Consider the following 21,864-nt stretch of genomic DNA (forward strand, 5'->3'; position numbering starts at 1 on the left):
TGTGGCAACTGGGGGCCGAGGGTTCAAGGATCTGGATCAAAAATGACCCCGGTTTTGAGCAAAAATTGACACAATGCGCCAGTAGATTGTCGGACACAGGATCGGCTTCTGATCCGTTATGAGTGGGTAAAAGTATGTATGTTGACGCGATAGAAATCACAGAGATTCCCGTGGTGGAAACACCGGAGCGTGCGCGCGCCAGTGTCGCCTTTATGTCGTATGAACGGCAGGTACAGGTGATGTGTGATCTGCGCGAGGCGCCTGAGGCTTCGTCGCTGAAGCGACGTGCCGCCCTGGTGCGTGAAGCTTTGCGGCAATTGCGCCGGATGCCCGAGTTCCGCGCCGGTCGCACAGCGTTGGAGTTCCGTACAGGCCTGATCCCCGACGAAGCGCAAGGCTGAAACACTGGACAGACCCCGCTGGTCGCACCAGAATGGGGTCATGTCACGATTGGCCGACATTCGCGCACGCTCGACCTGGCGCGACATTCTTGAAGGACAGCTGCAGCACGCCGCCATTGCGGTGCTGATGGTGGCCGGAGCCTGTGCGCTGATGCAGGCACCTGAGCCGGGGGCGCATCTGTTGTGGCTGAGTGCACCCCAATGGGCGGCGGTGTCGATCGCCCTGGCGGTGGTGCATCAGGTGATCGTGGCCATTGTGTTTCGCCTGCAATTGCACAGAAATCTGATATCGCGCCTGTTTGGTGACAAGGACATTCAACGCTGGAGCGCGCTGTTCATGCCATTTCTTGTAGCGCGCCCGATCACGGTGATTCTGACCGGTTGGGCTGACACGGTGCCGATTGGTCTGCCGCCCGTGGTCCAATGGGTGGTGGGGGCCATGTTGGTGGTGCTGGCGATTGTCACCATGCATTCGGTTCTGAAGCATTTCACCCTGCGGCGCGCCGTGGGCGGAGACCATTTCCGCGATGAGATCGCCGCCATGCCGATGGTGCGTCAGGGCATGTTCCGATACACCGACAATGCCATGTACGGGATTGTCTTTGGCGGGCTTTGGGGCATTGCGCTGTTGTTTGACAGCTGGAATGCGCTGGTACTGGCGCTGTTTCAACAGGCCTATATCTGGGTGCACATGTATTGCACCGAAAAACCCGACATGGAGTGGATCTATGGCAACCGCTCCAGGGTTGCCGCGCCGCGCGTTGACCGTTAGAACGCGGCAGATTTCCGCCTCAAACCTCGGGAGAACCCCATGACCGCAGATGACCGCCTGATCGTCGCCCTTGACGTGCCCAACGCCCTGGACGGGCTGAAGCTGGCCGAAACCCTTGGGGACAGCGTTTCGTTCTACAAGATCGGGCTGGGGATGCTGACCGGGGGTGGGCTGGCGCTGGCCAATGAGCTGAAGGGCGAACACGGCAAGCGCATCTTTCTGGACATGAAGCTGTTCGACATTGGCGCCACGGTCGAGGCGGCGGTACGCGGGCTGGCACAGTTCGATCTGGATTTCCTGACGGTGCATGGCGACCCTCACGTGGTGAAGGCCGCAAAAGAGGGCGCTACGGGCAAGGATCTGAAGATTCTGGCGGTGACCATCCTGACCTCGCTGGATCGGGCTGATCTGGACGGGGCGCTGATCAAACCCGGTGAGATCAAGGATCTGGTGCAGGAACGTGCGGGCAAGGCATTTGAAGCGGGTGCGGATGGGGTCATTGCCTCGCCGCAAGAGGCCGCTTTGATCCGGGCGCTGCCCGAAAGCGCAGGGCGGCTGATCGTGACGCCGGGCGTGCGGCCCACGGGTGCGGCGCTGGGGGATCAGAAACGCGTGGCCACCCCGGCCAGCGCAATATCGGACGGTGCCGACCACATTGTAGTGGGGCGCCCGGTCTGGCAGGCTGAGAACCCACGCACAGCTGCCGAGGCAATTGTGGCCGAGCTGGCGTCGATCTAGGGGCCTTGCCCCTCTGAGCCTGACGGCTCATTCACCCCAGAGTATTTTCGGCGACATGAAGCAAGGGACCCCTCTCTTCATTTCGCCATAAATACTCAAATCGACAGGTCGGTAAGGTAGTCGTTCAGCCGCTCCTGAAACTGCGGGATCGCCTTAGGGCGTGTGAGATAGGTGCGGGGTGCGATCAATTCATAGCGCTGACCTTCGGCTCCGAACTGGATGTCGGCGGCGGCTGAAGCGGGGATGTGGGCTGCAAAGAACCAAAAGGCGCGGTCCTTGCGCCGGTATAGGCGCCCCCAGGTCAGCACGGTTTCGGGCAGGATCAGGCCAATCTCTTCATGGGTTTCCCGCAAGGCGCATTGCGGGCCGGTTTCCTGTCCCTCGCGCCCGCCGCCGGGCAGGTCCCAATGTGCAGGCCATGGGATGTCGGGCCTGTCATCGCGCAGGATGGTGACAAGCATCCTCCCGACAAAAAGTGCCAGTTTGGCACCGTGAAAGTCGGTGTCGTCGTGGCGGTCAAATGATACACTCATACCCAAATCACCCTGATCCGAGGCCCCGTTCATGCCTGCGCTGTGCCGCGATTGCCTGACCCAGTTTGAAACGCAAGGGCGTTGCCCTACCTGCGGGTCGCTGCGCGTGTCGCGGCATGACGAGCTGTTCGACCTTAGCATCGCCCATATGGATTGCGACGCGTTTTATGCCAGTGTCGAAAAGCGCGACAACCCCGAGATCCGCGACAAGCCGGTGATCATAGGTGGCGGCCGGCGGGGTGTTGTCTCGACCGCCTGTTACGTGGCCCGCATTCGCGGCGTGCGTTCGGCGATGCCGATGTTCCAGGCGTTGAAGCTGTGCCCGGACGCAGTGGTGATCAAGCCGCGCATGAGTCTTTATGTCGAGATCAGCCGCGAGATACGGCAGATGATGGATGAGCTGACGCCGGACGTGGAGCCGTTGTCGCTGGACGAGGCGTTCATGGACCTGAGCGGTACAGCCAAGCTGCATGGGCGTCCGCCTGCGGTGATGCTTGCGCGGCTGGTGAAGCGGATGAAGGATGAGTTGGGGCTGACCGGATCCATTGGCCTGAGCCATAACAAGTTCCTGGCCAAGGTGGCCTCGGACCTCGAAAAGCCGCGTGGTTTTAGCGTGATTGGCAAAGCAGAAACCGCCGACTTTTTGCACGACAAACCGGTGCGGCTGATCTGGGGGATCGGACCCGTCGCACAAGACTCACTGGACAAGGCGGGGATTCATACGTTCTCGGACCTCTTGCGCTGGGAGCAGGACGACCTGTCGGCGCGGTTCGGGTCGATGGGCTATCGGCTGTGGCATCTCGCGCGGGGGCAGGACAAGCGCAAGGTGTCCGCCCATGCGCCGATCAAGTCGATCAGTAACGAGACCACGTTTTTCGAGGATACCGACAGTATCGACATTCTGGATGGCCACATCTGGCGGCTGTCAGAGAAGGTTTCGGACCGGGCCAAGGCGCGGGGTATGGCGGGGCGCGTGGTGACGCTCAAGCTGAAACGCGCCAATCACAGCCTGATTTCGCGCCGGGTGGCGCTGCGGGATGCGACGCAGATGGCGGACACGGTTTATCACACCGCGCGAGGACTGTTCGATCAGGTGGGAGATCAGGGGCCCTATCGGTTGCTGGGGGTGGGCCTTTCGGATTTGGTGGACGAGGAGATTGCCGATCTCAGCGGTGACCTTTTGGATCCACAAGCCACCCAGCGTCGCAAGGCCGAACGCGCAACGGACGCGATTCGTGAGAAATTTGGATCGGATGCGATCCTCAAGGGACGCGCGATGCGTTAAAGCTCGGCCTCCATCCGGTCGAGCCAATCGCGCACAAAACCCGCGAACAGTGCGCGGTTTTCCGGCGCTATGAAGTGGCCGCATCTATCCAGAACGGCAAAGCTCGCGCGCGGGTAATGCAGGAACACGGGCCAGGCATCTTCGAAACCCACCACAGTGTCCTGTCGCCCTGTCAGGATCAAAGAAGGCTTTTCAAACGGTGCCGTATCCAATGGAAAGCTGAAGGCGTAGTTGTCAGGTTCCCACAGAACATCATTTGCAGCGCGATCCAGAAGGGCAAGCGCCGGGGCCATGCAGGTGCGGCCCCAATCGGCAAGACCGGCTTTACGGACCGGCTCTGCCTGGCTCAGGAACTCGGTGCCGGGCCCGGCGAGGTCCCGAAACTCGGGTTCCTCATAAAATGTAACCGGATCGGGCCGCCTGCGCTTGTCAAAGTCGACCACCGTGGCCGGGGCATTCATCATCACGCCCAGCAGCCGCTTGGGGCATTGGGCGACCATTCCGCGCGCGAGATGCCCGCCGGCGGACATACCGGAGACAGCGAAAGGCACGTTGGGTGCCACCGCCTCCATGAAGCGCAACGTCACTTCAAGCATGGAGTCCAGCGAGGTCACGCCCGGCATCATCCCCGTGCGCCCATGGCCCGGCAGGTCGGGATAGATACGCTGCCAGCCAGAGCGGCCGTGAAAGCATGGCTCCATCTCGTCCATCATATGGCGATTATCAAGATAGCCGCCGTGCAGCATCAGGACCGGGCGGCCCGCGCCATGGCTTTCATAGTGAATCGTGTGTCCGTTGATCTCGATCTGCATCTATTCCGCCGCCAGCTGTTGCCGTGGGGTGCCGATGGCGATGATGTCGCGGATCACCCCTGCCAAGCGAGCGCGGAAGTCTTCGAAATCGGGGCGGGGTTCGATCAACGCTTCGTTCATATAGAGCGAGCGGTCGATCTCGATCTGGATGGCGTGCTGTTTGCGCGCGGGGCGGCCGTAGTGTTGCGTCACGTAGGCCCCGGCAAAGGGCGCGTTGCGCGAAACCGCGAAGCCTGCGGAGGCAAAGGCGGATTCAATTTCGTCCACGATGTCGGTCTCGGCGCTGGCTCCGAACCGGTCGCCCAGAACCACCTCGGGACGAGGGGCACCGCCGCGAACCAATGTGTCCAGCGCTTCGTGGGGCATGGAGTGGCAGTCGATCAGGATGGCGCGGCCAAAACTGGCGCGGGTGTCGTCCAGGAGGGTTTGCAAACGGGCGTGGTAGGGCCGCCAGTAGGAGTCGATTCGGCGGTTCGCTTCGTCCAGGGCCAGTTTACCGTGGTAGATCGGACGGCCATTGGCCACGACACGTGGGATCACGCCAAGCCCAGAGGCAACACGCGGGTTGTTCAAAGGGCGCCGTACGCCGCGAATCAGCGCGGGATCGAGTTCATCCGCCGCACGATTGAGGTCGAGAAACGCGCGCGGGGCTTCGGCCATCAGAAAGGGTGCGCCGTATTCCGGGGCTGAAGAGAAGAGCCTGTCGACATAGGCATCCTCGGATGACCGAATCGTCTGGGCATTGAGAAGAGAGCGGCGCAGAAACCATTCCGGGTAGTCGCAGCCGCTGTGCGGCGAGGCAAAAACGACGCTGGACGTCTGGCATTGGGGCCGTAAAAGGCTGTAGGCGCGTTTGGGCATCTCGACTCCTGTTCAGGGAGAAGTGTAGCGCAAAAAATAACCTTGTCGAAAGGTCTTGAACCCTGTTGCGACTCCTTTTATAGACGCCGCTACCGGCGCGGTCTTTCGCGCCCCCTTTTTGTTTGGGGGAGTGGGATCGGGCAGGCCAGAGTGGGCGATTAGCTCAGCGGTAGAGCACTTCGTTGACATCGAAGGGGTCACAAGTTCGATCCTTGTATCGCCCACCATGATATTCACTGCCCCGATCTTCGGGGCGCCCGTAACCCGGCGCTCGCGCGCCACGACCGAAAGGAGAGGACGATGAAAGTCAAGAACTCGCTCCGCTCGCTGAAGAACCGGCACCGTGATTGCCGCGTGGTACGTCGCAAAGGCCGCGTCTACGTGATCAACAAAACGCAACGCCGTTTCAAGGCACGTCAGGGCTAAACCCCGACGCATAGCGTTACGATGAAAGGCCGCCTTTGGGCGGCTTTTTGCTGTTTGAGGGTTTGCAAAAGATCAGGTGACCTAGCGCGCCCTCAAATCAGGCTTTTGAGCATCTGGTTAGCCGCAAAGGCAGTATGGTAAAAGCCGGTTTTCAGGGTACGGGCGCTGACCGGCTCCACGTCTGTGACAGGAACGGGAAGAGTCGCCTCATCTGCGCCGGTCATCAGGTCGGCCATCGCCTTGCCAAAGATGGTGCCGGTCGTGATGCCGCGCCCGTTGTAGCCGATGGGCGTATACAGGTTGTCGGCGAGGCGGTGCACGCGAAACAGGTGATCCGAAGTCATCGCAATCTGCCCGTGCCAAGCGTTTTCAAACGCGACGGTGCCAAGCTCGGGAAACATACGGCGCAGTTGTCGCGAGGCCCAGCGCCGGGAGAGACCCGAGGTGCCGCCGTGGAGCGCGCCCATGGATCCGATGATCAGGCGCCCAAAGTCATCCCGGCGCAAACCGAACATGACAGGCGCGGTATCCCATAGGCCCTGTTTGCCCGGCAGGATGTGCGCCGCGGCATCGCCCAGGGGTTCAGTTGAGAGCTGGAAGAAATGGATCATGGTATAGGTCTGTTTCAGGCCGGGCCAAAGGTCGTCGGTATAGGCGTTGGTGCCCAGGACGACGTGCTTTGCCGTGACGGTGCCACGGTTGGTCTGAACCTTCCACAGGCCCCCCGCGCGCGTCAGGGCCCGGGCCGTGACGCCGGTTGAGATCGTCGCCCCCGCCGCCAGTGCAGCACGGGCAAGGCCACGCACGTACCCCATGGGGTTGATGGTGCCCGCGCGCCGGTCCAGCAGGCCGCCATGGAACCGGTCTGTTCCGATCTTTTTCGCCGCGGTCTGCGCATCCAGCAACTCGACCGGCGCACCAAGGCGCTGCCATTCTTCCGCCCTGCGGGCGAGGTCTTCGTAGCCCTTCGGAGCATGGGCCGCGTGAATGGTGCCGTTGCGGTTGGCTTCGCAGCGCATCTGGTGCTTTTCAATCAGGTCAAAGACATAGGCCGGCGCATCGCCCATGATCTCGATCAGGCGGCTGCCGCGGGCTTCGCCAAGTTTGGCGCGCACGTCCTGGGGCGGGAGCCAAAGGCCGGCATTGACGTAGCCGACATTGCGACCTGAACCGCCATAGCCAATGGTCTCGGCCTCGAGCACATGGCAGTTCAGCCCCTTTTCAGCGCCATGCAGCGCGGTGGAAAGCCCGGTATAGCCGCCCCCGACGATCGCGACGTCACAGGTCACGTCCCCGTCGAGGGGATTGTCATAGATGTCTTCGGCCGCTGTTGCGTCCCAGAGCGAAATGGATGTGTCCACAGCCACGGCGTGCTCTCCTTCGTGTCGACGAACCCGGAGAGTACCTCACACCCAGATGTGGGGATTTGTCGAGAGGGTGTCTGAAAAATCTTTGCACGCGCTTCAGCTTGACCGCCGCCCGCGCCTTTGTCATCTGTCGCAGGAGAAGTGTCGAAAAGGGCGAACCGATGCCGGATGATGTGAGCATTGCACGCGCGCTGCATGTGCTGGGGGTTGTTCTGTGGATCGGCGGCGTCGCCTTTGTCACCATGGTGTTGCTGCCTGCGGTGCGACGGATGAAGACCCCCGAGGAGCGGGTGGCCTTTTTCGAAGACATCGAAGGGCGGTTTGCCGCAGTCGCACGCTGGGCCACCGTGTTGGTGGGGCTGAGCGGTCTCTATATCATATATGTCTGGGATATGTGGTACCGGTTCCTGGTGCCGTCAAATTTCTGGATGCATTTGATGGTGCTGGTCTGGGCGGTGTTCACGGTGATGTTGTTTATCGCCGAGCCGCTGTTCCTGCATCGCTGGTTTCAGGAGCGCGCCAAGACGCACCCCGAACAGACCTTTCGCATCATTCAAAGGATGCATTGGGTGCTGTTGAGCATCAGCCTGATCACCGTGGCCGCAGCAACCGCTGGAAGCCACGGCGGGTTTTCATTCTAGCACATATCCACCTGGATCATGGCCGGGTTGAGGTAACGCCCCACCCGGTCCCGTGAGTTGGCAAGGGCGTTAACCTTGCATCTGAAAGCCCGGAGTCGACTGTGAAATCTCAATCTCTTCGTCGCTCATGACTTCGGGGATGCCGTCGAACAAAGGCGTCGACAGGTAGCGTTCGCCGGTGTCGGGCAACATGACAAGAATGTTCGACCCTTCTGGTGCGTCGCTTGCAATCTCCATCGCCGCGGCAAAGCTGGCACCGGCAGAGATCCCGGTAAAAATGCCCTCTTCTGCGGCCAGACGGCGGGACCACGCGATGCCATCCGGGCCGGGCACCTTGATAAGACCGTCGGTAAACTCTTTGTCCAACGCCTCTTGCAAGACATACGGGATAAAGTCCGGGGTCCAACCCTGGATCGGGTGAGGTGCAAATGCGGGGTGGCTTTCGGTGGCCTGATTTTCGGCGTTCCGGGTGTTGACGTAGCCCGATGAAACCAGCGCGGCGTTGGCGGGTTCGGCAAGAATGATCTTGGTGTCCGGGCTTTCGGCGCGCAGCACGCGGCCCACACCTGCCACGGTCCCGCCCGTGCCGTAGCCGGTCACGAGGTAGTCAAGCTTTTCACCCGCAAAGTCGCCCAGAATCTCGCGCGCCGTCGTGGTTTCGTGGATGTCGGCGTTGTCAGCGGTTTCAAACTGGCTGGCGAGGAACCAGCCGTTTTTATCGGCCAGCTCCAGCGCCTTGGAGTACATGCCAAAGCCCTTTTGCTCTTTCGGGGTCAGCACCACCTTGGCGCCCAGGAACCGCATCAGGCGGCGGCGTTCGACGGAAAAGGCCTCGGACATGGTGATGACCAGCGGATAGCCCTTGGCGGCGCAGACCATGGCCAGACCGATGCCCGTGTTGCCCGAGGTGGCCTCGACCACGGTTTGACCGGGTTTGAGACGGCCATCACGTTCGGCCGCTTCGATGATGTTAAGCGCAAGGCGGTCTTTGACCGATCCGGCGGGGTTGAATGCTTCGAACTTCACGAAAACGTTCACATGGGCAGGCGCAATGCGGTTGATGCGAATGGTCGGGGTGTTGCCGACGGTGTCGAGCACGCTGTCATATCGCTGGCCGCGGCCAGTTGTGTGTCTGATGGTCATATCCATTTCCTTTTCGATCAACGCAACCGATCTGAGTCCGCCGCGTGTGTTCGCGTTTCTGTGCTCAAGAAACAATGATTTTCCGAAAATGGAAGAGGTGGGCCCAGAGACAAGAAGAAGATTTGAAATTATCCGCCAAACCGAGAACTTTGTCCCACGTGGTCATTCGACACCCTGCCCGCGTTCTTTGCGGGCAGAGCTGTTCAGGGCGCCATGCTCAGGGCAGCAGCGCGTTCAGAGTTTCGCTACCGACAAAGCCCGTTTGGGCGATGTCATTACGTTTCTGAAAAGCCTTGAGCGCGGCACGGGTCTGCTTGTCAAATGTTCCGTCGATATTGCCCACTCGGTACCCGAGGGAAGCAAGTCGCTGTTCGGCCAGGATACGTACAAACGGGTTGTTGAGCGCCCTTTGTTCGTGTTTGCGGGCCTCGGCAATCTGGTCTTCGGTGACCAGGCTGCCGCCCAGTTCGGTCAAACGTTGCACGGCCTTGTCGCGGAACTTCCCCTCTGGATAGGTCTCAAGATAGCTGCGATAGGCGGCCACGGTGTCGCGTCGCTTGGCCTCGCGCCAGATGCGGCGCTCTTCGGCGTCGCGTTCGGCCTTGTCGCGCTCTTCCTCATCGGCAATCTCGTCACGGCGGCGGTCGGCCTGACGCTGGAGAGCCACGATCTGAGAGGCGTCGAGGTAGCCGTGAGGCTCAAGACCTTGTCGCCGTTGCCAGTCGCTGATCGCGGCACGGCTGCCGCGCCCAAGGACACCATCCACCCCACGCGTGTCATAGCCAAGGAGGGTCAGATTTTCCTGCACGGCCCTGCGCTCGGCGCGTGTCAGGTTCAGTGCCCGTTCGGTATTCTCAGCATAGCGCCGGTCGGTATCTTCGATTTCAAAGATAAGGTCGCGGGCCTCGATGCTGTGGCGGCCCGACGGGTATCGGTCGAGATAGGCCTGAAGCGCGTCAGCCGTGCCTAGATCGCGGGCCAGCTGGAAATAGGCGTCATCACGCAGGGCCGTGATCGAGAGCGCCGGGGGAATGTCTGTACTGGTGCGCGAGAGGGTGAAACTGTCTGGCGTGAAACCGGAGAATTTGACGGTCGATGGCAGGGCGCTTCGCATCCGTTCAAGCGTATAGTCCGATGACAGCAGCATGCGCAGGACCCGCGTGCCGTTTTCGGGTGAAGTGCGGATGACCGTCACGCCCTGCGGCACCGCGAGGTGGGTGAGGTCGCTGCGCAGCCCGTCGGGTAGATCCAGGTCACTGTCATGCTCGGCAATAACCAGCACCGCGCGCCCGGGGTAATCCGCCAGCATGTCCAGCAGTGCATTGACCGAAATCGACTGTCGGGTGACGGAAAACAGGTCGGGTCCGCCGGCATTTGCCCCCATGAACCAGGTATTGCGCAGCGCCGAGATCGTGTGCCCCGACAGGTAGACAACAACGCGGTCAGTGTCTTCGGTCAGCATGGTTTTGAACCGGCGCGCTCCGCGCATCAACTCGGGCGCTGTGGCATTGCCCAGTTGCAACGTGTCAAACCCCTCGCGTTGCAGCAGGTTTTGCACTGTGCGCTGGGACAGGGGATCGGAGAGGTTGGGCAAGCCGTCAAAGACGGTGTTGCGAACAACAAGTGCCGCGTCGTCGGCCCATAGGGGTCCAGCCCCCAGGCTCGCCACTACAGCACATACGCGCATGATCCTTTTGAACATAGTTTCCCCCGTCTTAGCACCGCTGTCTGCGCCCCAGTGTTGCGCAGGTCCGGGTATTAGGAAAGGGGAAGAAACCGGCGGGTGGCTCAGATCCGCCGGTCGCGAAATCAGTCGTAGCTGCGCTGATCGTCGATGACGATACCATCCTTGGGCAGGCTGCCCGGAGCGGTGATCTCGATCTTGCCACGCAGTTTCAGGGTCTCGGAAACCGATTTGGCGTAGGCGTCTGCGTCGCCATTGGCGGCTTCGATCTGGACCGTCATGGCATCCATTTCGCCCTCGCGGGTGACGATGACGCGGGCTTTTGCGATCTCGGCGTGTTTGGCGACCAGATCGGCAACCTGCTCGGGGCGCACGAACATGCCCTTGATCTTGGCGGTCTGATCGGCGCGCCCCATCCACCCCTTGATGCGCATGTTGGTGCGGCCACAAGGCGAGGTGCCCTCCATCACGGCAGAAAGGTCGCCGGTGGCAAAGCGGATCAGCGGGTAGTCAGGGTTCAGCGAGGTCACGACCACTTCGCCCACCTCACCCGACGCAACGGGATTGCCGGTGCCGGGGGTAACGATTTCGATCAGCACACCTTCGTCAACGATCATGCCTTGCATGGCCTCGGATTCATACGCCACGTTGCCTAGATCCGCGGTGCCGTAGCCCTGAAGACATTGGATGCCACGGTCTGCGTATTCCTGACGCAAGCTGGGGAACAGCGCGCCGCCGCCAACATGGGCCTTGGTGATGTTGAGCTTCAGCCCCATCTCATCCGCCTTGTCGAGGATGATCTTGAGGTAATCGGGCGTGCCAACATAAGCCGTGACGCCAATGTCATGGGCAGCACGGGCCTGGAGTTCGGTCTGGCCGGTGCCTGCGGGCAGGACCTTGGCACCGATGGCGCGGGCACCGCATTCGAACATCATGCCAGCAGGGGTCAGGTGGTAGGAAAAGCAGTTCTGCACGATGTCATCGCTGCGGAACCCGGCGGCAAACATGCCGCGACCTGAACGCCACCAGTCACCCTCTTGTCCGCCGGGCTCGTAGATGGGGCCGGGGGACTGAAAGACGTGCACAATGCCGGGGCGTGTGAGATCGGCGAAACCGCCCAGCGGGGCGTTGCCGGATTGCGCCTTGCCAAGTTCGGATTTGCGCAGAACCGGGAGAGAGGCAAGGGCGGCGACCGACGTTATGGCCGCTGGATCGACGTCTGCGAGCGCTTCGGCATAGCCGGGCAGAGCCTTGGCGCGCGCAATCTGCATGGGCAGAGCCTGGGCAACATCGCTGGCGCGTTGCTCTGACGAGCGGGTCTCGAGGTCATCGTAAAACTGGCTCATCGGGCCGTCCTCTTTATCTTTTTGTGGTGCCTTTTGGCACATCTCCCTTGTGAACAGGGGGCGGACCTCCTGTTCGCGTGTTTTTCCGGGACCGCTTTGGTGTCCGGCCGTCCACTTGCGCCGGAGGGTGTGTTCTTAGCTCAGCCAACGCTTGCGGCGGCGATACGAGCGTACGTCGCGGAAGGATTTGCGCCCTTCATCCGAGACGCCGAGGTAGAATTCCTTAACATCCGGGTTTTCGCGCAGTTCTGCCGCGGGACCGTCCATCACGACGCGCCCGTTTTCCAGAATGTAGCCGTAGTGGGCAAAGCGCAGCGCCACGTTTGTGTTCTGTTCGGCAAGAAGGAAGGATACGCCCTCTTTCTCGTTCAGATCCTTGACGATGGTAAAGATCTCTTCGACCAGCTGCGGCGCGAGCCCCATGGAGGGTTCGTCCAAAAGGATGGTTTCCGGGCGGCTCATCAGCGCGCGGCCCATGGCAACCATCTGTTGTTCCCCGCCCGAGGTATAGCCCGCCTGACTTTTGCGGCGCTCTTTGAGGCGCGGAAAGTAGGTATAGACCTTTTCGAGATCGGCGTTGACGTTCGCCGAACCATCCGAGCGGGTGTAGGCCCCGGTCAGGAGGTTCTCTTCCACCGTGAGGTGTTCGAAGCAATGGCGGCCTTCCATAACCTGGATCACGCCCTGTCTCACGAGGTCAGCCGGGTCACGGCCATGCAAATTCTCGCCACGATATTCGATCGTGCCTTTGGTCACATCGCCCCGCTCGGATTGCAGCAGGCTGGAAATGGCCTTGAGCGTCGTGGTCTTGCCAGCACCGTTACCGCCCAGAAGTGCGGTGATACCGCCTTTGGGGACCGACAGGCTGACGCCCTTGAGAACGAGGATCACGTGATTGTAGATCACCTCGATGTTGTTGACCTCCAGGAGGGTCTCTTTGGTGGGACCAGCGTCGAGCATGAGATGTGTCTTTCCTGAATTCTTGGTTGATCCCCGGCCGGGAAGAGCCCGGCCGGGAAAAGATGACAGTCTTATTTACACTGTGCTTCGATGTTGTTTTCCGATGCGTAGGAACCCGAGTCGGCCTCGATCAACGCGCCGATCACTTCCATGTCGGTCGGTTTGAAGTCCGAAATCAGTGACCAGGTTTTCGAACCTGCGTCCCACTGGGTCACACCAACGAGGCCCGGGCCACCGTGGTTTTCACACGAAACAGAGAACGACGGACCAAAGTTCGGCATGCCGAGGGCGGCCATTTTCTCTTCGGTGATTTCCAGCGCTTCCATACCATCGCGCATCATCGCAGGGGTGATGTCGGCGGTGCCGTGGATACCTTGTGCGGTTTTGGCGGCCTCGGCTGCGAGCATCGCGGCATAGAGACCACGGTTGTAGAGCACGTTACCGATCTGGTCGCCAGCACCGGCGGCTTTGCCAGCGTCAACAACATACTTCTGGATGTCTTCGAAGACCGGGAAGTCACGACCCACGTTGTGGAAGGTCAGTGCCTTGTAGCCATTGGCCTTGTCGCCTGCGGACAGAACGTCATGTTCTGCACCTGACCACCAGATACCGATGAAGTTTTCCATCGGGAAGCGGATGTTTGCAGCTTCCTGAACGGCAACCTGGTTCATCACGCCCCAACCCCACATCAGGACATAGTCAGGCTTTTCACGGCGGATTTGCAGCCACTGCGATTTCTGTTCCTGACCGGGGTGGTCAACCGGCAGAAGGCTCAGCTCGTAGCCGTGCTTTTTCTGCAGTTCTTCTAGGGTACGGATTGGTTCTTTGCCGTAGGCCGAGTTGTGGTAGACCAGAGCGATTTTCTTGCCCTTGATGTCGCCACCGTTGGTTTCCAGCAGGTAGTTCACCGCGCCCGACGCACCATTCCAGTAAGTGCCCGGATAGTTGAAGGTGTGGCTGAACACGTTACCGTTTGCCGCCGAAGTCCGACCATAACCCATGGTGTGCATGGGGATGTCGTCCGCGGTGGTTTTGGGGATCAGCTGATAGGTGATACCTGTCGACAGCGGTTGATACACGAGGGCACCTTCGCCTTTGGTCGACTCGTAGCATTCAACGCCTTTTTCGGTGTTATAGCCGGTTTCGCATTCCAGCAGCTTGGTCATCACGCCGCCGATACCACCGTCACGCTCGTTCAGCAGGGTGAAGTAGTCAGCGTAGCCATCCGCGAAGGGGATGCCACCTGCGGCATAGGGGCCGGTGCGGTAGGACAGCGACGGGAAGACCAGGTCGGCCATCGCGGGCGCTGCGGCCATCAGGCCAGCCACTGCGGTTACAAAAATTTTCTTCATCGGGTTTTTCCTCCCTTGGTTATGTCCGATGTTTCGTACCGGGGCCTCCTCAGACCCCGAATGGTTTGGTCGTGGCCCCGCCTTAGTGCGGGAAGGGCCACAGCCTGAGTTTCTGCTTGGTCACGCGCCAAAGCTGGGCGAGTCCATGCGGTTCTAGGATCAGGAACATGACGATCATCCCCCCGACAATCACAAGCTGCAAGTGAGCAACCATGTCTGTGGGCCAGCCCAGCCAATCCACGCCGACAACTTTCAGCACGACGGGCAGCAAGACGAGGAAGGCGGCGCCGGCAAAAGAGCCAAAGATCGAGCCCAGGCCGCCAATGATGATCATGAAGAGCACCAGGAATGATTTGTTGATGCCAAAGGCCTCGCCCACTTCCACGGCACCGAGGTAGACCGAGAAAAACAGCGCACCAGAGATGCCGACAAAGAAGCCCGAGACCGCAAAGGCCGAGATTTTCGCCTTGAGCGGGTTCACCCCGATGATCTCGGCGGCAATGTCCATGTCACGGATCGCCATCCACTTACGACCAGCCATACCGCGGGTCATGTTGCGAGCGATCAGGGCACTGGCCACCAGGAAGACGAGGCAGAACAGGTAGGTCGCCCATGCTTCGGTATTGGGGCCGGTGACTTCGATGCCAAACACAGAGCGTTCCGGCGCGTTGATCTGACCCGAGGCCGAGTAGTTGTAGAACCACGGCACACGGTTGAAGAGCCACACGAGGAAGAACTGCGCCGCCAGCGTCGCCACGGCAAGGTAGAAGCCTTTGATCCGCAGACTTGGCAGGCCGAACAGAACACAGACCAGCCCGGTGATGCCGCCTGAAATGATGATGTGGAAGAAGATGTTCACTTCCGGCATCGAGGTCATCAGCTTGTAGCAGGCGTAGGCGCCCACCGCCATGAAACCACCGGTACCGAGTGACACCTGACCGCAATATCCGACGAGGATGTTCAGCCCCAACGCGGCAATCGCGTAGATCAGAAAGGGCAACAGGATCGCGTTGGCCCAGTAGTCGTTGATGATAAACGGGACCACCAGAAAGGCGATGACCAGTGCCGTGTAATAGCCCATCCGGTCGAACTTGATCGGGAAGGTCTGGTTGTCGGCGGCGTAGGATGTTTTGAAATCGCCCGCTTCACGATAGAACATCAGACAGTCTCCCCTTGGAATTCTTGTTCGAGATGGGACCGATCGGCCCGGTTCGGTTTCTTGGCGTAGCCGGTGCGCTCAGAGTGGCGCACGAGCTGGAAGTAGGCCCAGACACCGATGGCGGCGCCAAGAGCAGCGAGGATTGCGGCCGTGGTCATCTGACCCGTGGACGTTTCCGCGCTGAGGGCGAGGTAGCCAAAGGCCCAAAAGCCCGACCACGCAATCACGTTGAGAATGGCAATCAGCTTGGTCACTGTTACACCCTCTCGATGATTTTTTCGCCGAACAGACCCTGCGGACGGAACACGAGGAACACGAGCGCCAGAACGTAGGCGAACCAGTTCTCAGTTGCGCCGCCAACCAGCGGGCCGACCCAGAATTCGAACAGCTTCTCACCCACACCGATGATCAGGCCGCCGATGATGGCGCCGGGGATCGAGGTAAAGCCACCCAGCATCAGAACCGGCAGCGCCTTGAGCGCGATCAGCGACAGCGAGAACTGTACGCCCGACTTGGCGCCCCACATGATACCCGCGACCAGAGCCACGAAGCCTGCGACCGACCACACCAGAACCCAGATGAAGTTCAGCGAGATGCCAACCGACAGAGCCGCCTGGTGGTCGTCGGCCACGGCGCGCATGGCGCGGCCCTGCTTGGTGTACTGGCTAAAGGCCACAAGCGCGATCACGAGGATGATGGCAACGATGGTTGCAGTGATGTCGAGGTTATCGATGAAGAAACCATAGCCGAACCAGTTGTACGTGGCCTCATCAATGGCGAGGTTGATGCCCTGCGGCAGACATGTGGTGCCAGCCAGGCAGAACTCGAGCTTCTTGATTTCCGAGTTCCACATCAGGTCGGCAAACCCTTCGAGGAAATAGGCCAGACCGATGGTCGCCATGAACAGGATGATCGGTTCCTGCCCCACGAGGTGGCGGAATACGAACTTCTGAATGGCCACCGCCAGCAGAACCATCACACCGACGGTCAGGATCAGCGCCAGAACCGAGTGAATGTGCCAGCCGAAGTGGTGGATATGTGTGCCAAGAACAGCGTTGATGAGGTGCGCAAAGGGCACCTGGCCGTTCTGGATACCAACAAGGGTCATCGCCGCGAACAGCGCCATCACACCCTGGGCAAAGTTGAAGATTCCCGACGCTTTGTAGATCAGGACGAAGCCCAGTGCCACGAGGGCATAAAGCACGCCCGACATGAGGCCGTTGAGGAAAACCTCCATTGCAAATGCGAGTTGTTCAGGCATCGCTCAGGCCTCCGGTTTTTGCTTGGGTTTCAATGTGTTGATTAGTCATGTGCCACCCCCAGATAGGCGTCGATCACCGCCTGGTTCGAACGCACTTCGTCCGGCGTGCCATCGCCGATCTTTTTGCCGTAATCCATCACGACCACCCGGTCGCTCAGGTCCATCACAACACCCATGTCGTGTTCGATCAGGGCGATGGTGGTGCCAAACTCGTCATTCATGTCGAGGATAAAGCGGGACATGTCCTCTTTCTCTTCGACGTTCATGCCGGCCATGGGTTCGTCCAACAGCAGGATCGAGGGCTCCGCGGCCAGCGCGCGCGCCAGTTCGACCCGCTTTTTCAGACCATAGGGCAGTCGGCCCACGGGCGTCTTGCGGATTGCCTGAATTTCCAGAAAGTCGATGATCTTTTCCACGAACTCGCGGTTTTCGATCTCTTCTTTCTCGGCTTTGCCTTTCCAGATCGCCTGAGACAACAGCCCGGCTTTCATCTGGCGGATACGACCGGTCATGACGTTATCGAGAACGGTCATGCCTTCGAACAGCGCGATGTTCTGAAAGGTCCGGGCGATGCCCTGTTCGGCCACCTGATAGGGTTTCATCGGCGGGCGCTTTTTGCCCTTGTACCAAACCTCGCCCTCTTGCGGGACGTAGAAGCCCGAGATGACGTTCAGCATCGACGATTTCCCGGCACCGTTCGGTCCGATGATGGCGCGAATTTCGCCCTCGCGGATGTCGAACGAAATGTCGGTGATCGCCTTCACACCGCCAAAGCGCAGTGTGATGTTCTTCATTTCCATCACGGTCGGGCCGATGGTGCGGCCGTCTTCGGTGACGTAGCTTTCCTGCGTGCTCATTCTGCGGCTACCTTTGCTGCGGTTGAGACGACTGCGGCGTCGCGCAGTTCCAGCGTGGCGCTGATGCTGCCCTTGCGACCGTCTTCATAAGTAACTTCTGTGGTGGTCGAGACCTGGGTCGAACCGTCATAGAGCGCGTCCACGAGATCCTTGAACTTGTCGGCCACAACGACGCGGCGCACTTTGCGTGTCCGGGTCATCTCGCCGTCATCGGCGTCCAGTTCCTTGTGCAAGACGAGGAAGCGGTGGATCTGACACCCTGACAGCATCGGGTCTTGGGCCACGGATTTGTTCACCGTCTCCACATGTTCCTGGATGCTGTCCAGAACCTTGGGGTGACCGGCCAGTTCCTGATACGAGGCATAGGCGACGTTGTTACGCTCGGCCCAGTTGCCGACCGCCGTCAGGTCGATGTTGATAAAGGCAACGCAGCGATCCTTGCCATTGCCGAACAACACCGCCTCGAGGATGTCGGGGTAGAACTTGAGTTTGTTTTCGACATACTTCGGCGCGAACATGCTACCATCGGCCATTTTGCCAACGTCCTTGGCGCGGTCGATGATGCGCAGGTGACCCGACCCTTCTTCGAAGAAGCCCGCGTCGCCCGTGGCAACCCAGCCTTCGGCGTCCTTGGTCGACGCCGTGGATTCTGGGTTGTTGTAATATTCGACAAAGGTGCCCGGCGAGCGATAGAAAATCTCGCCGTTGTCGGCGATCTTGATTTCCACGTCCGGCGAAGGCACGCCCACGGTGTCGGCACGCACCTGGCCATCTGGCTGAGCGGTGATGAACACGGTGGCTTCGGTTTGGCCATAAAGCTGCTTCAGGTTGATGCCGAGCGAACGGTAGAAATCGAAGATTTCCGGTCCGATGGCTTCACCCGCCGTGTAGCCAACACGTACGCGGCCAAAACCCAGCGTGTCCTTGAGCGGACCATAGACCAGCACAGCACCCATGCGATATTTGAAATAGTCGCGCAGCTTGCCACCGTAGAGGTTCAGGAGGATCGGATCCTTGGCCTTGAAGTTCTCGCGGGTTTTCTTGCCATGACGCAACTTGGCAAAGAACAGGCGAATGCTGTTCTCGATGATGGTTTCGGCGGCAAATCCGATGCCCATCGCGTAGCGCCACGCGTTCTTGATGCGGCGCTTCATGTCCGGCTTGGCCAGGCTGCGCTTGGGCATGCCAAACTGTTCGCCGGTGGTTTTCGCAAACTCCATGAAGTGATGGAAGATCGCGTATTTCAGATCACCGCTGTCTTCCATGCGGATCATCACGTTGGTCAGCTGCGTTTCAAAGATACGCGGCGGCGCAAAGTAATAGGTCGGCCCGATTTCGCGCAGGTCGGTCATCATGGTGTCGGCGCTTTCCGGGCAGTTCACGCAGAAACCACACCAGTAGGCCTGACCGATTGAGAAGATAAAGTCACCCACCCAGGCCATGGGCAGATACGAGAGGATTTCTTCGTCGGCACCCAGACCGTCAAACTCGGACGAGTTCTTGGCGGATTCGATCACGTTGCGGTTCGACAGGACCACGCCCTTGGGCTTGCCCGTCGTACCCGAGGTGTAGAGCATCACGCAGGTGCTGTCATAAGTCAGCTTTTCGCGGCGCGTCTTTAGCTCGGCGATAAACTCATCATAGGCGGCACGGCCCTGGTTCTGCACGTGGCTGAACTCGTGCAGCGCGCGGTGATCGTACTTACGAAGTCCGCGCGGATCGATGTAGATCATATGTTCGAACTGGTGCAGGTGTTCCTGGATCTCGATGATCTTGTCGACCTGCTCCTGGTCTTCGACGATGGCAAAACGCGCACCACAGTGACCCAGGATATACTCCATCTCTTCCGCGGCGCTGTCGTTATAGACCGGCACCGGCACGGCACCCACCGACTGAGCGGCAGCCATGGCGAAATAGAAATACGGACGGTTGCGGCCGATGATGGCGATAAAGTCGCCTTCGTTCACGCCCAGATTGATCAGGCCAAGGGCCAAAGCCTCAACCTCTTTCTCGGTCTCTGCCCAAGTCCAGGTCTGCCAGATCCCGAATTCTTTTTCCCGATAGGCGGCTTTTTCCGCATACAGAACGGCGTTCCGCTGCAAAAGCGCCGGAATGGACGCCAGTCCACCGGTCGCCTGTGACGACTGTGCCAAAATATCTTCCTCCCTTGCGCCCGCGCCTTCGCAGGCAAAACCGTCGAAACGATTCCCTCACCAATTAAGGTGCGGGTTTCACACTGGGCGTCAACTTTTTCCTGAACATTTCCCAATCCTTACGAATTGTAACAGGCTGCAATTGATCCTTTTCGACCCGTCCTTGCGGTGCTAGCCATGAAACAGGAGGACCCCAAATGGAGGCCTATTCCGCCACATCTCAGGCGATGACCATTGCCGGTCTGAACCTTATTAAACAGGCCCTGTCGATCTATGACAGTGACCTGAAACTGGTCGTGGCGAATGCGCGCTTCCATGAAATGTTCTCGATCCCGGATGGGCTGATGCGGCCCGGGGCAAGCTTTGCCGAGACTATTCGATTTCTGATTGCCAACGGCGAATACGGCGAGATGGCCAAGGATGAAATCGACGCATTCGTCCAGGACCGGGTGGATCGGGCGTTGGCGTTTGAGGCGCATTACTTTGAACGGCAACGGGCGGACGGGCGATGGATCAGCGTCGAGGGCTCCCCGCTGCCTGAGGGCGGCTGGGTTGCGGTTTACACCGACATTACCAGCGTCAAGCGCCAAGAGGCGCTGCTGCGCAGCCGGTCCGAGGAACTGTCGGATCAGCTGCTGCAATACTCAGAAGAGTTGGCGGCAACGAACCGGGCTCTCGAGTCAACGGTCACAGCGCTGGAAGAAACCAAACGCCAGCTGATCGCTTCGGAAGCGCGTACACGGCTGACAGCCGAGATGATGCCGGCCCATATCGCCCATGTCGGGCCAGACCGGCATTACACCTATTCCAACCGTCGGTTGTCGTCTGTGATGCCGGGGCGACCCTCGAACATCGTTGGCAAGCATATTCGCGAAACCCTGGGCGAACAGGCGTTTCTGGCGATCAAGCCTCATCTTGAGGGCGCGTTCACGGGCAAACCTTCGGTTTTTGAGTTCACGGACCACGCCAGCACGCGGCGTATTCGTGTGGCCTTTACCCCCGACGGAGAAAAGGGCGCGCGGCGTGGTGTTTACATCCTGTCGATGGATATCACCGAGGAAACCCAGACGCGCGTTGCCCTGCAACATACCCGACGCCGTGAGATTGCTGCGCAGATGACCAGTGGGCTGGCGCATGATTTCTCGAACCTCCTGACCATCATTCTGGGCATGCAAAGCAAGTTGCAGAAGATGCCCCTGGCCGATGAGGCATCAGAGCTTGTCAAAGCGACGTTGGGCGCGGCCAACCGGGGCGGCACGCTGCTCAATCGGATTGCCGACATGACCGGTCATCGCGCACCGGAGATGCAAGCGACGCACATGGGGCCGTTTCTGGCGGATCTGCAGACGCTGGCAAATCCAACCTTGCCGGATGACATCATACTGAGCGTCGACAATGCCATTCCCGAGGCGCCCTTGCTGGTCGATCCTGGCATGCTCCAGGATTCGCTGGTGAACCTGATTCTGAACGCCCGCGACGCCTGTTCGGGCGCAGGTGCAATCATGGTCGAAGCGCGACTGGTCAAGGATACTTGGCTGCAAATCAAGGTCTGCGATACGGGCACCGGGTTTTCTGACGAGGCGCTGACCCGCGCCCTGGATCCGTTCTTTACCACCAAGGGCGGCGAAGGTTCCGGGCTGGGGCTGGCCATGGTCTATGACATGACCAAGCTGGCAGGCGGCGAAGTGCGGATCGAAAACACCGACATCGGCGGCTGCGTCACCCTGCGTCTGCCGCTGAGATTTGCCGGGCTCGACGACAAACCGGGCCTCGTCCTGCTGGTCGAGGACAGCCCCGACCTGCGTGGGCTGATCCGTGACATGCTGACCGACATGGGGCATTCGGTGATCGAGGCCACGGGTGTCGACGAGGCACGCACCCTGCTGAACGAGGTCCCCGGAATATCCCTGTTGCTCTCTGACATTTCCCTGGAAGGCGATGACACCGGGGTTGACCTGATCCGGGGGTTACCTGCCGAAGCTGTGCCGTCATTCCTGATGACATCACTGCCACAAACACACCCTCTCTATATCGAAGGCGCGGCCCGTGCGCCGGTTCTTTCGAAACCCTTTGGCGCCGAACAGCTCGACGCTTTCCTGCACGCGAGGTGAGG

General features: G+C 60.0%; 21 protein-coding genes and 1 tRNA gene. 8 read left to right on the forward strand and 14 right to left on the reverse strand.

The features are described from left to right. Positions 1 to 122 precede the first annotated feature (122 nt). Genes EK369_RS18095 through pyrF form a run of 3 tightly spaced genes read left to right on the forward strand, consistent with a single transcriptional unit; the run spans position 123 to position 1,911 of the window. On the forward strand, positions 123 to 401 hold the full coding sequence (locus EK369_RS18095; RefSeq protein ID WP_127115676.1) for a hypothetical protein: 279 nt from the start codon (positions 123 to 125) through the stop codon (positions 399 to 401). Positions 402 to 441: 40 nt separating this feature from the next. After that, on the forward strand, positions 442 to 1,173 hold the full coding sequence (locus tag EK369_RS18100) for a methyltransferase (protein ID WP_127115677.1): 732 nt from the start codon (positions 442 to 444) through the stop codon (positions 1,171 to 1,173). Positions 1,174 to 1,212: 39 nt separating this feature from the next. After that, entirely contained in the window at positions 1,213 to 1,911 is a 699-nt protein-coding gene (gene pyrF / locus EK369_RS18105) for an orotidine-5'-phosphate decarboxylase (protein WP_127115678.1), read from the forward strand. Between the two features lie 95 nt (positions 1,912 to 2,006). Here pyrF and EK369_RS18110 read toward each other — a convergent pair whose 3' ends face one another. After that, positions 2,007 to 2,444, reverse strand: coding sequence for an NUDIX domain-containing protein (locus EK369_RS18110; protein WP_127115679.1), 438 nt, complete (start codon positions 2,442 to 2,444; stop codon positions 2,007 to 2,009). A gap of 31 nt (positions 2,445 to 2,475) precedes the next feature. Between EK369_RS18110 and EK369_RS18115 the strand changes: the two genes are divergently transcribed. Beyond that, positions 2,476 to 3,729 carry a DNA polymerase IV gene (locus EK369_RS18115; protein WP_127115680.1) on the forward strand — a complete coding sequence of 418 codons (1,254 nt, stop codon included), beginning with the start codon at positions 2,476 to 2,478 and terminating at the stop codon, positions 3,727 to 3,729. On the opposite strand, the gene EK369_RS18120 is transcribed toward EK369_RS18115, so the two are convergent. Continuing rightward, positions 3,726 to 4,541: an alpha/beta fold hydrolase gene (locus EK369_RS18120; protein WP_127115681.1), complete on the reverse strand. Its 816-nt coding sequence runs from the start codon at positions 4,539 to 4,541 to the stop codon at positions 3,726 to 3,728. The two genes, EK369_RS18115 and EK369_RS18120, sit on opposite strands and share 4 nt — an antisense overlap. After that, entirely contained in the window at positions 4,542 to 5,402 is an 861-nt protein-coding gene (locus tag EK369_RS18125) for an N-formylglutamate amidohydrolase (protein ID WP_127115682.1), read from the reverse strand. A gap of 152 nt (positions 5,403 to 5,554) precedes the next feature. Between EK369_RS18125 and EK369_RS18130 the strand changes: the two genes are divergently transcribed. Together EK369_RS18130 and ykgO are read left to right on the forward strand one after the other, a co-directional pair. Next, positions 5,555 to 5,629 (forward strand) — tRNA-Val (locus tag EK369_RS18130). A 73-nt stretch (positions 5,630 to 5,702) separates the two neighbouring features. Continuing rightward, the gene (gene ykgO, locus EK369_RS18135) at positions 5,703 to 5,828 is read left to right on the forward strand and encodes a type B 50S ribosomal protein L36 (RefSeq protein WP_008562923.1); all 126 of its coding nucleotides are present in this window, start codon (positions 5,703 to 5,705) and stop codon (positions 5,826 to 5,828) included. 92 nt (positions 5,829 to 5,920) lie between these two features. Here ykgO and EK369_RS18140 read toward each other — a convergent pair whose 3' ends face one another. After that, positions 5,921 to 7,195, reverse strand: a complete 1,275-nt coding sequence (locus tag EK369_RS18140) for an NAD(P)/FAD-dependent oxidoreductase (protein ID WP_127115683.1) — start codon at positions 7,193 to 7,195, stop codon at positions 5,921 to 5,923. Between the two features lie 101 nt (positions 7,196 to 7,296). On the opposite strand from EK369_RS18140, the gene EK369_RS18145 reads away from it, so the two are divergent. Further along, positions 7,297 to 7,836, forward strand: coding sequence for a hypothetical protein (locus EK369_RS18145; protein ID WP_235871473.1), 540 nt, complete (start codon positions 7,297 to 7,299; stop codon positions 7,834 to 7,836). 69 nt (positions 7,837 to 7,905) lie between these two features. On the opposite strand, the gene EK369_RS18150 is transcribed toward EK369_RS18145, so the two are convergent. From EK369_RS18150 to EK369_RS18195, 10 genes are all read right to left on the reverse strand, one after another. Beyond that, positions 7,906 to 8,979, reverse strand: a complete 1,074-nt coding sequence (locus EK369_RS18150; RefSeq protein WP_127115685.1) for a PLP-dependent cysteine synthase family protein — start codon at positions 8,977 to 8,979, stop codon at positions 7,906 to 7,908. Positions 8,980 to 9,196: 217 nt separating this feature from the next. Next, entirely contained in the window at positions 9,197 to 10,681 is a 1,485-nt protein-coding gene (locus EK369_RS18155; RefSeq protein ID WP_127115686.1) for a peptidoglycan-binding domain-containing protein, read from the reverse strand. Positions 10,682 to 10,788: 107 nt separating this feature from the next. After that, positions 10,789 to 12,009, reverse strand: a complete 1,221-nt coding sequence (locus EK369_RS18160) for a phenylacetate--CoA ligase family protein (RefSeq protein WP_127115687.1) — start codon at positions 12,007 to 12,009, stop codon at positions 10,789 to 10,791. Positions 12,010 to 12,144: 135 nt separating this feature from the next. Further along, complete coding sequence (locus EK369_RS18165) at positions 12,145 to 12,969, reverse strand: ABC transporter ATP-binding protein (protein WP_127115688.1); 825 nt, start codon at positions 12,967 to 12,969, stop codon at positions 12,145 to 12,147. A 71-nt stretch (positions 12,970 to 13,040) separates the two neighbouring features. Then, positions 13,041 to 14,321: an ABC transporter substrate-binding protein gene (locus EK369_RS18170; RefSeq protein ID WP_127115689.1), complete on the reverse strand. Its 1,281-nt coding sequence runs from the start codon at positions 14,319 to 14,321 to the stop codon at positions 13,041 to 13,043. A gap of 82 nt (positions 14,322 to 14,403) precedes the next feature. Then, the gene (locus tag EK369_RS18175; RefSeq protein ID WP_127115690.1) at positions 14,404 to 15,480 is read right to left on the reverse strand and encodes a branched-chain amino acid ABC transporter permease; all 1,077 of its coding nucleotides are present in this window, start codon (positions 15,478 to 15,480) and stop codon (positions 14,404 to 14,406) included. Next, positions 15,480 to 15,734, reverse strand: a complete 255-nt coding sequence (locus tag EK369_RS18180; RefSeq protein ID WP_127115691.1) for a hypothetical protein — start codon at positions 15,732 to 15,734, stop codon at positions 15,480 to 15,482. The genes EK369_RS18175 and EK369_RS18180 overlap by 1 nt, the downstream gene beginning before the upstream one ends. Positions 15,735 to 15,736: 2 nt before the next feature. Then, positions 15,737 to 16,741, reverse strand: a complete 1,005-nt coding sequence (locus EK369_RS18185) for a branched-chain amino acid ABC transporter permease (RefSeq protein WP_127115692.1) — start codon at positions 16,739 to 16,741, stop codon at positions 15,737 to 15,739. Between the two features lie 41 nt (positions 16,742 to 16,782). Beyond that, a complete protein-coding gene (locus EK369_RS18190; protein ID WP_127115693.1) occupies positions 16,783 to 17,598 on the reverse strand; it encodes an ABC transporter ATP-binding protein in 816 nt (271 codons plus the stop codon). Further along, a complete protein-coding gene (locus EK369_RS18195; RefSeq protein ID WP_235871474.1) occupies positions 17,595 to 19,751 on the reverse strand; it encodes an AMP-binding protein in 2,157 nt (718 codons plus the stop codon). The genes EK369_RS18190 and EK369_RS18195 overlap by 4 nt, the downstream gene beginning before the upstream one ends. 197 nt (positions 19,752 to 19,948) lie before the next feature. Between EK369_RS18195 and EK369_RS18200 the strand changes: the two genes are divergently transcribed. Beyond that, a complete protein-coding gene (locus tag EK369_RS18200; protein ID WP_235871475.1) occupies positions 19,949 to 21,862 on the forward strand; it encodes a PAS-domain containing protein in 1,914 nt (637 codons plus the stop codon). The last annotated feature ends 2 nt before the right edge of the window (positions 21,863 to 21,864 follow it).

Origin of the sequence: Shimia sediminis, from assembly GCF_003990645.1 — a bacterium.
In the GTDB taxonomy this organism is placed as follows: domain Bacteria; phylum Pseudomonadota; class Alphaproteobacteria; order Rhodobacterales; family Rhodobacteraceae; genus Shimia; species Shimia sediminis.

What these genes read in the sequence shown, in the direction of transcription:
- EK369_RS18100 (WP_127115677.1), top strand. Translation starts at nt 442, where the DNA reads ATGTCACGATTGGCCGACATTCGCGCACGCTCGACCTGGCGCGACATT.
- EK369_RS18160 (WP_127115687.1), bottom strand. Translation starts at nt 12,009, where the DNA reads ATGAGCCAGTTTTACGATGACCTCGAGACCCGCTCGTCAGAGCAACGC.
- EK369_RS18110 (WP_127115679.1), bottom strand. Translation starts at nt 2,444, where the DNA reads ATGAGTGTATCATTTGACCGCCACGACGACACCGACTTTCACGGTGCC.
- EK369_RS18190 (WP_127115693.1), bottom strand. Translation starts at nt 17,598, where the DNA reads ATGAGCACGCAGGAAAGCTACGTCACCGAAGACGGCCGCACCATCGGC.
- EK369_RS18165 (WP_127115688.1), bottom strand. Translation starts at nt 12,969, where the DNA reads ATGCTCGACGCTGGTCCCACCAAAGAGACCCTCCTGGAGGTCAACAAC.
- EK369_RS18120 (WP_127115681.1), bottom strand. Translation starts at nt 4,541, where the DNA reads ATGCAGATCGAGATCAACGGACACACGATTCACTATGAAAGCCATGGC.
- EK369_RS18115 (WP_127115680.1), top strand. Translation starts at nt 2,476, where the DNA reads ATGCCTGCGCTGTGCCGCGATTGCCTGACCCAGTTTGAAACGCAAGGG.
- ykgO (WP_008562923.1), top strand. Translation starts at nt 5,703, where the DNA reads ATGAAAGTCAAGAACTCGCTCCGCTCGCTGAAGAACCGGCACCGTGAT.
- EK369_RS18125 (WP_127115682.1), bottom strand. Translation starts at nt 5,402, where the DNA reads ATGCCCAAACGCGCCTACAGCCTTTTACGGCCCCAATGCCAGACGTCC.
- EK369_RS18175 (WP_127115690.1), bottom strand. Translation starts at nt 15,480, where the DNA reads ATGTTCTATCGTGAAGCGGGCGATTTCAAAACATCCTACGCCGCCGAC.
- pyrF (WP_127115678.1), top strand. Translation starts at nt 1,213, where the DNA reads ATGACCGCAGATGACCGCCTGATCGTCGCCCTTGACGTGCCCAACGCC.
- EK369_RS18155 (WP_127115686.1), bottom strand. Translation starts at nt 10,681, where the DNA reads ATGTTCAAAAGGATCATGCGCGTATGTGCTGTAGTGGCGAGCCTGGGG.
- EK369_RS18150 (WP_127115685.1), bottom strand. Translation starts at nt 8,979, where the DNA reads ATGACCATCAGACACACAACTGGCCGCGGCCAGCGATATGACAGCGTG.
- EK369_RS18185 (WP_127115692.1), bottom strand. Translation starts at nt 16,741, where the DNA reads ATGCCTGAACAACTCGCATTTGCAATGGAGGTTTTCCTCAACGGCCTC.
- EK369_RS18200 (WP_235871475.1), top strand. Translation starts at nt 19,949, where the DNA reads ATGGAGGCCTATTCCGCCACATCTCAGGCGATGACCATTGCCGGTCTG.
- EK369_RS18170 (WP_127115689.1), bottom strand. Translation starts at nt 14,321, where the DNA reads ATGAAGAAAATTTTTGTAACCGCAGTGGCTGGCCTGATGGCCGCAGCG.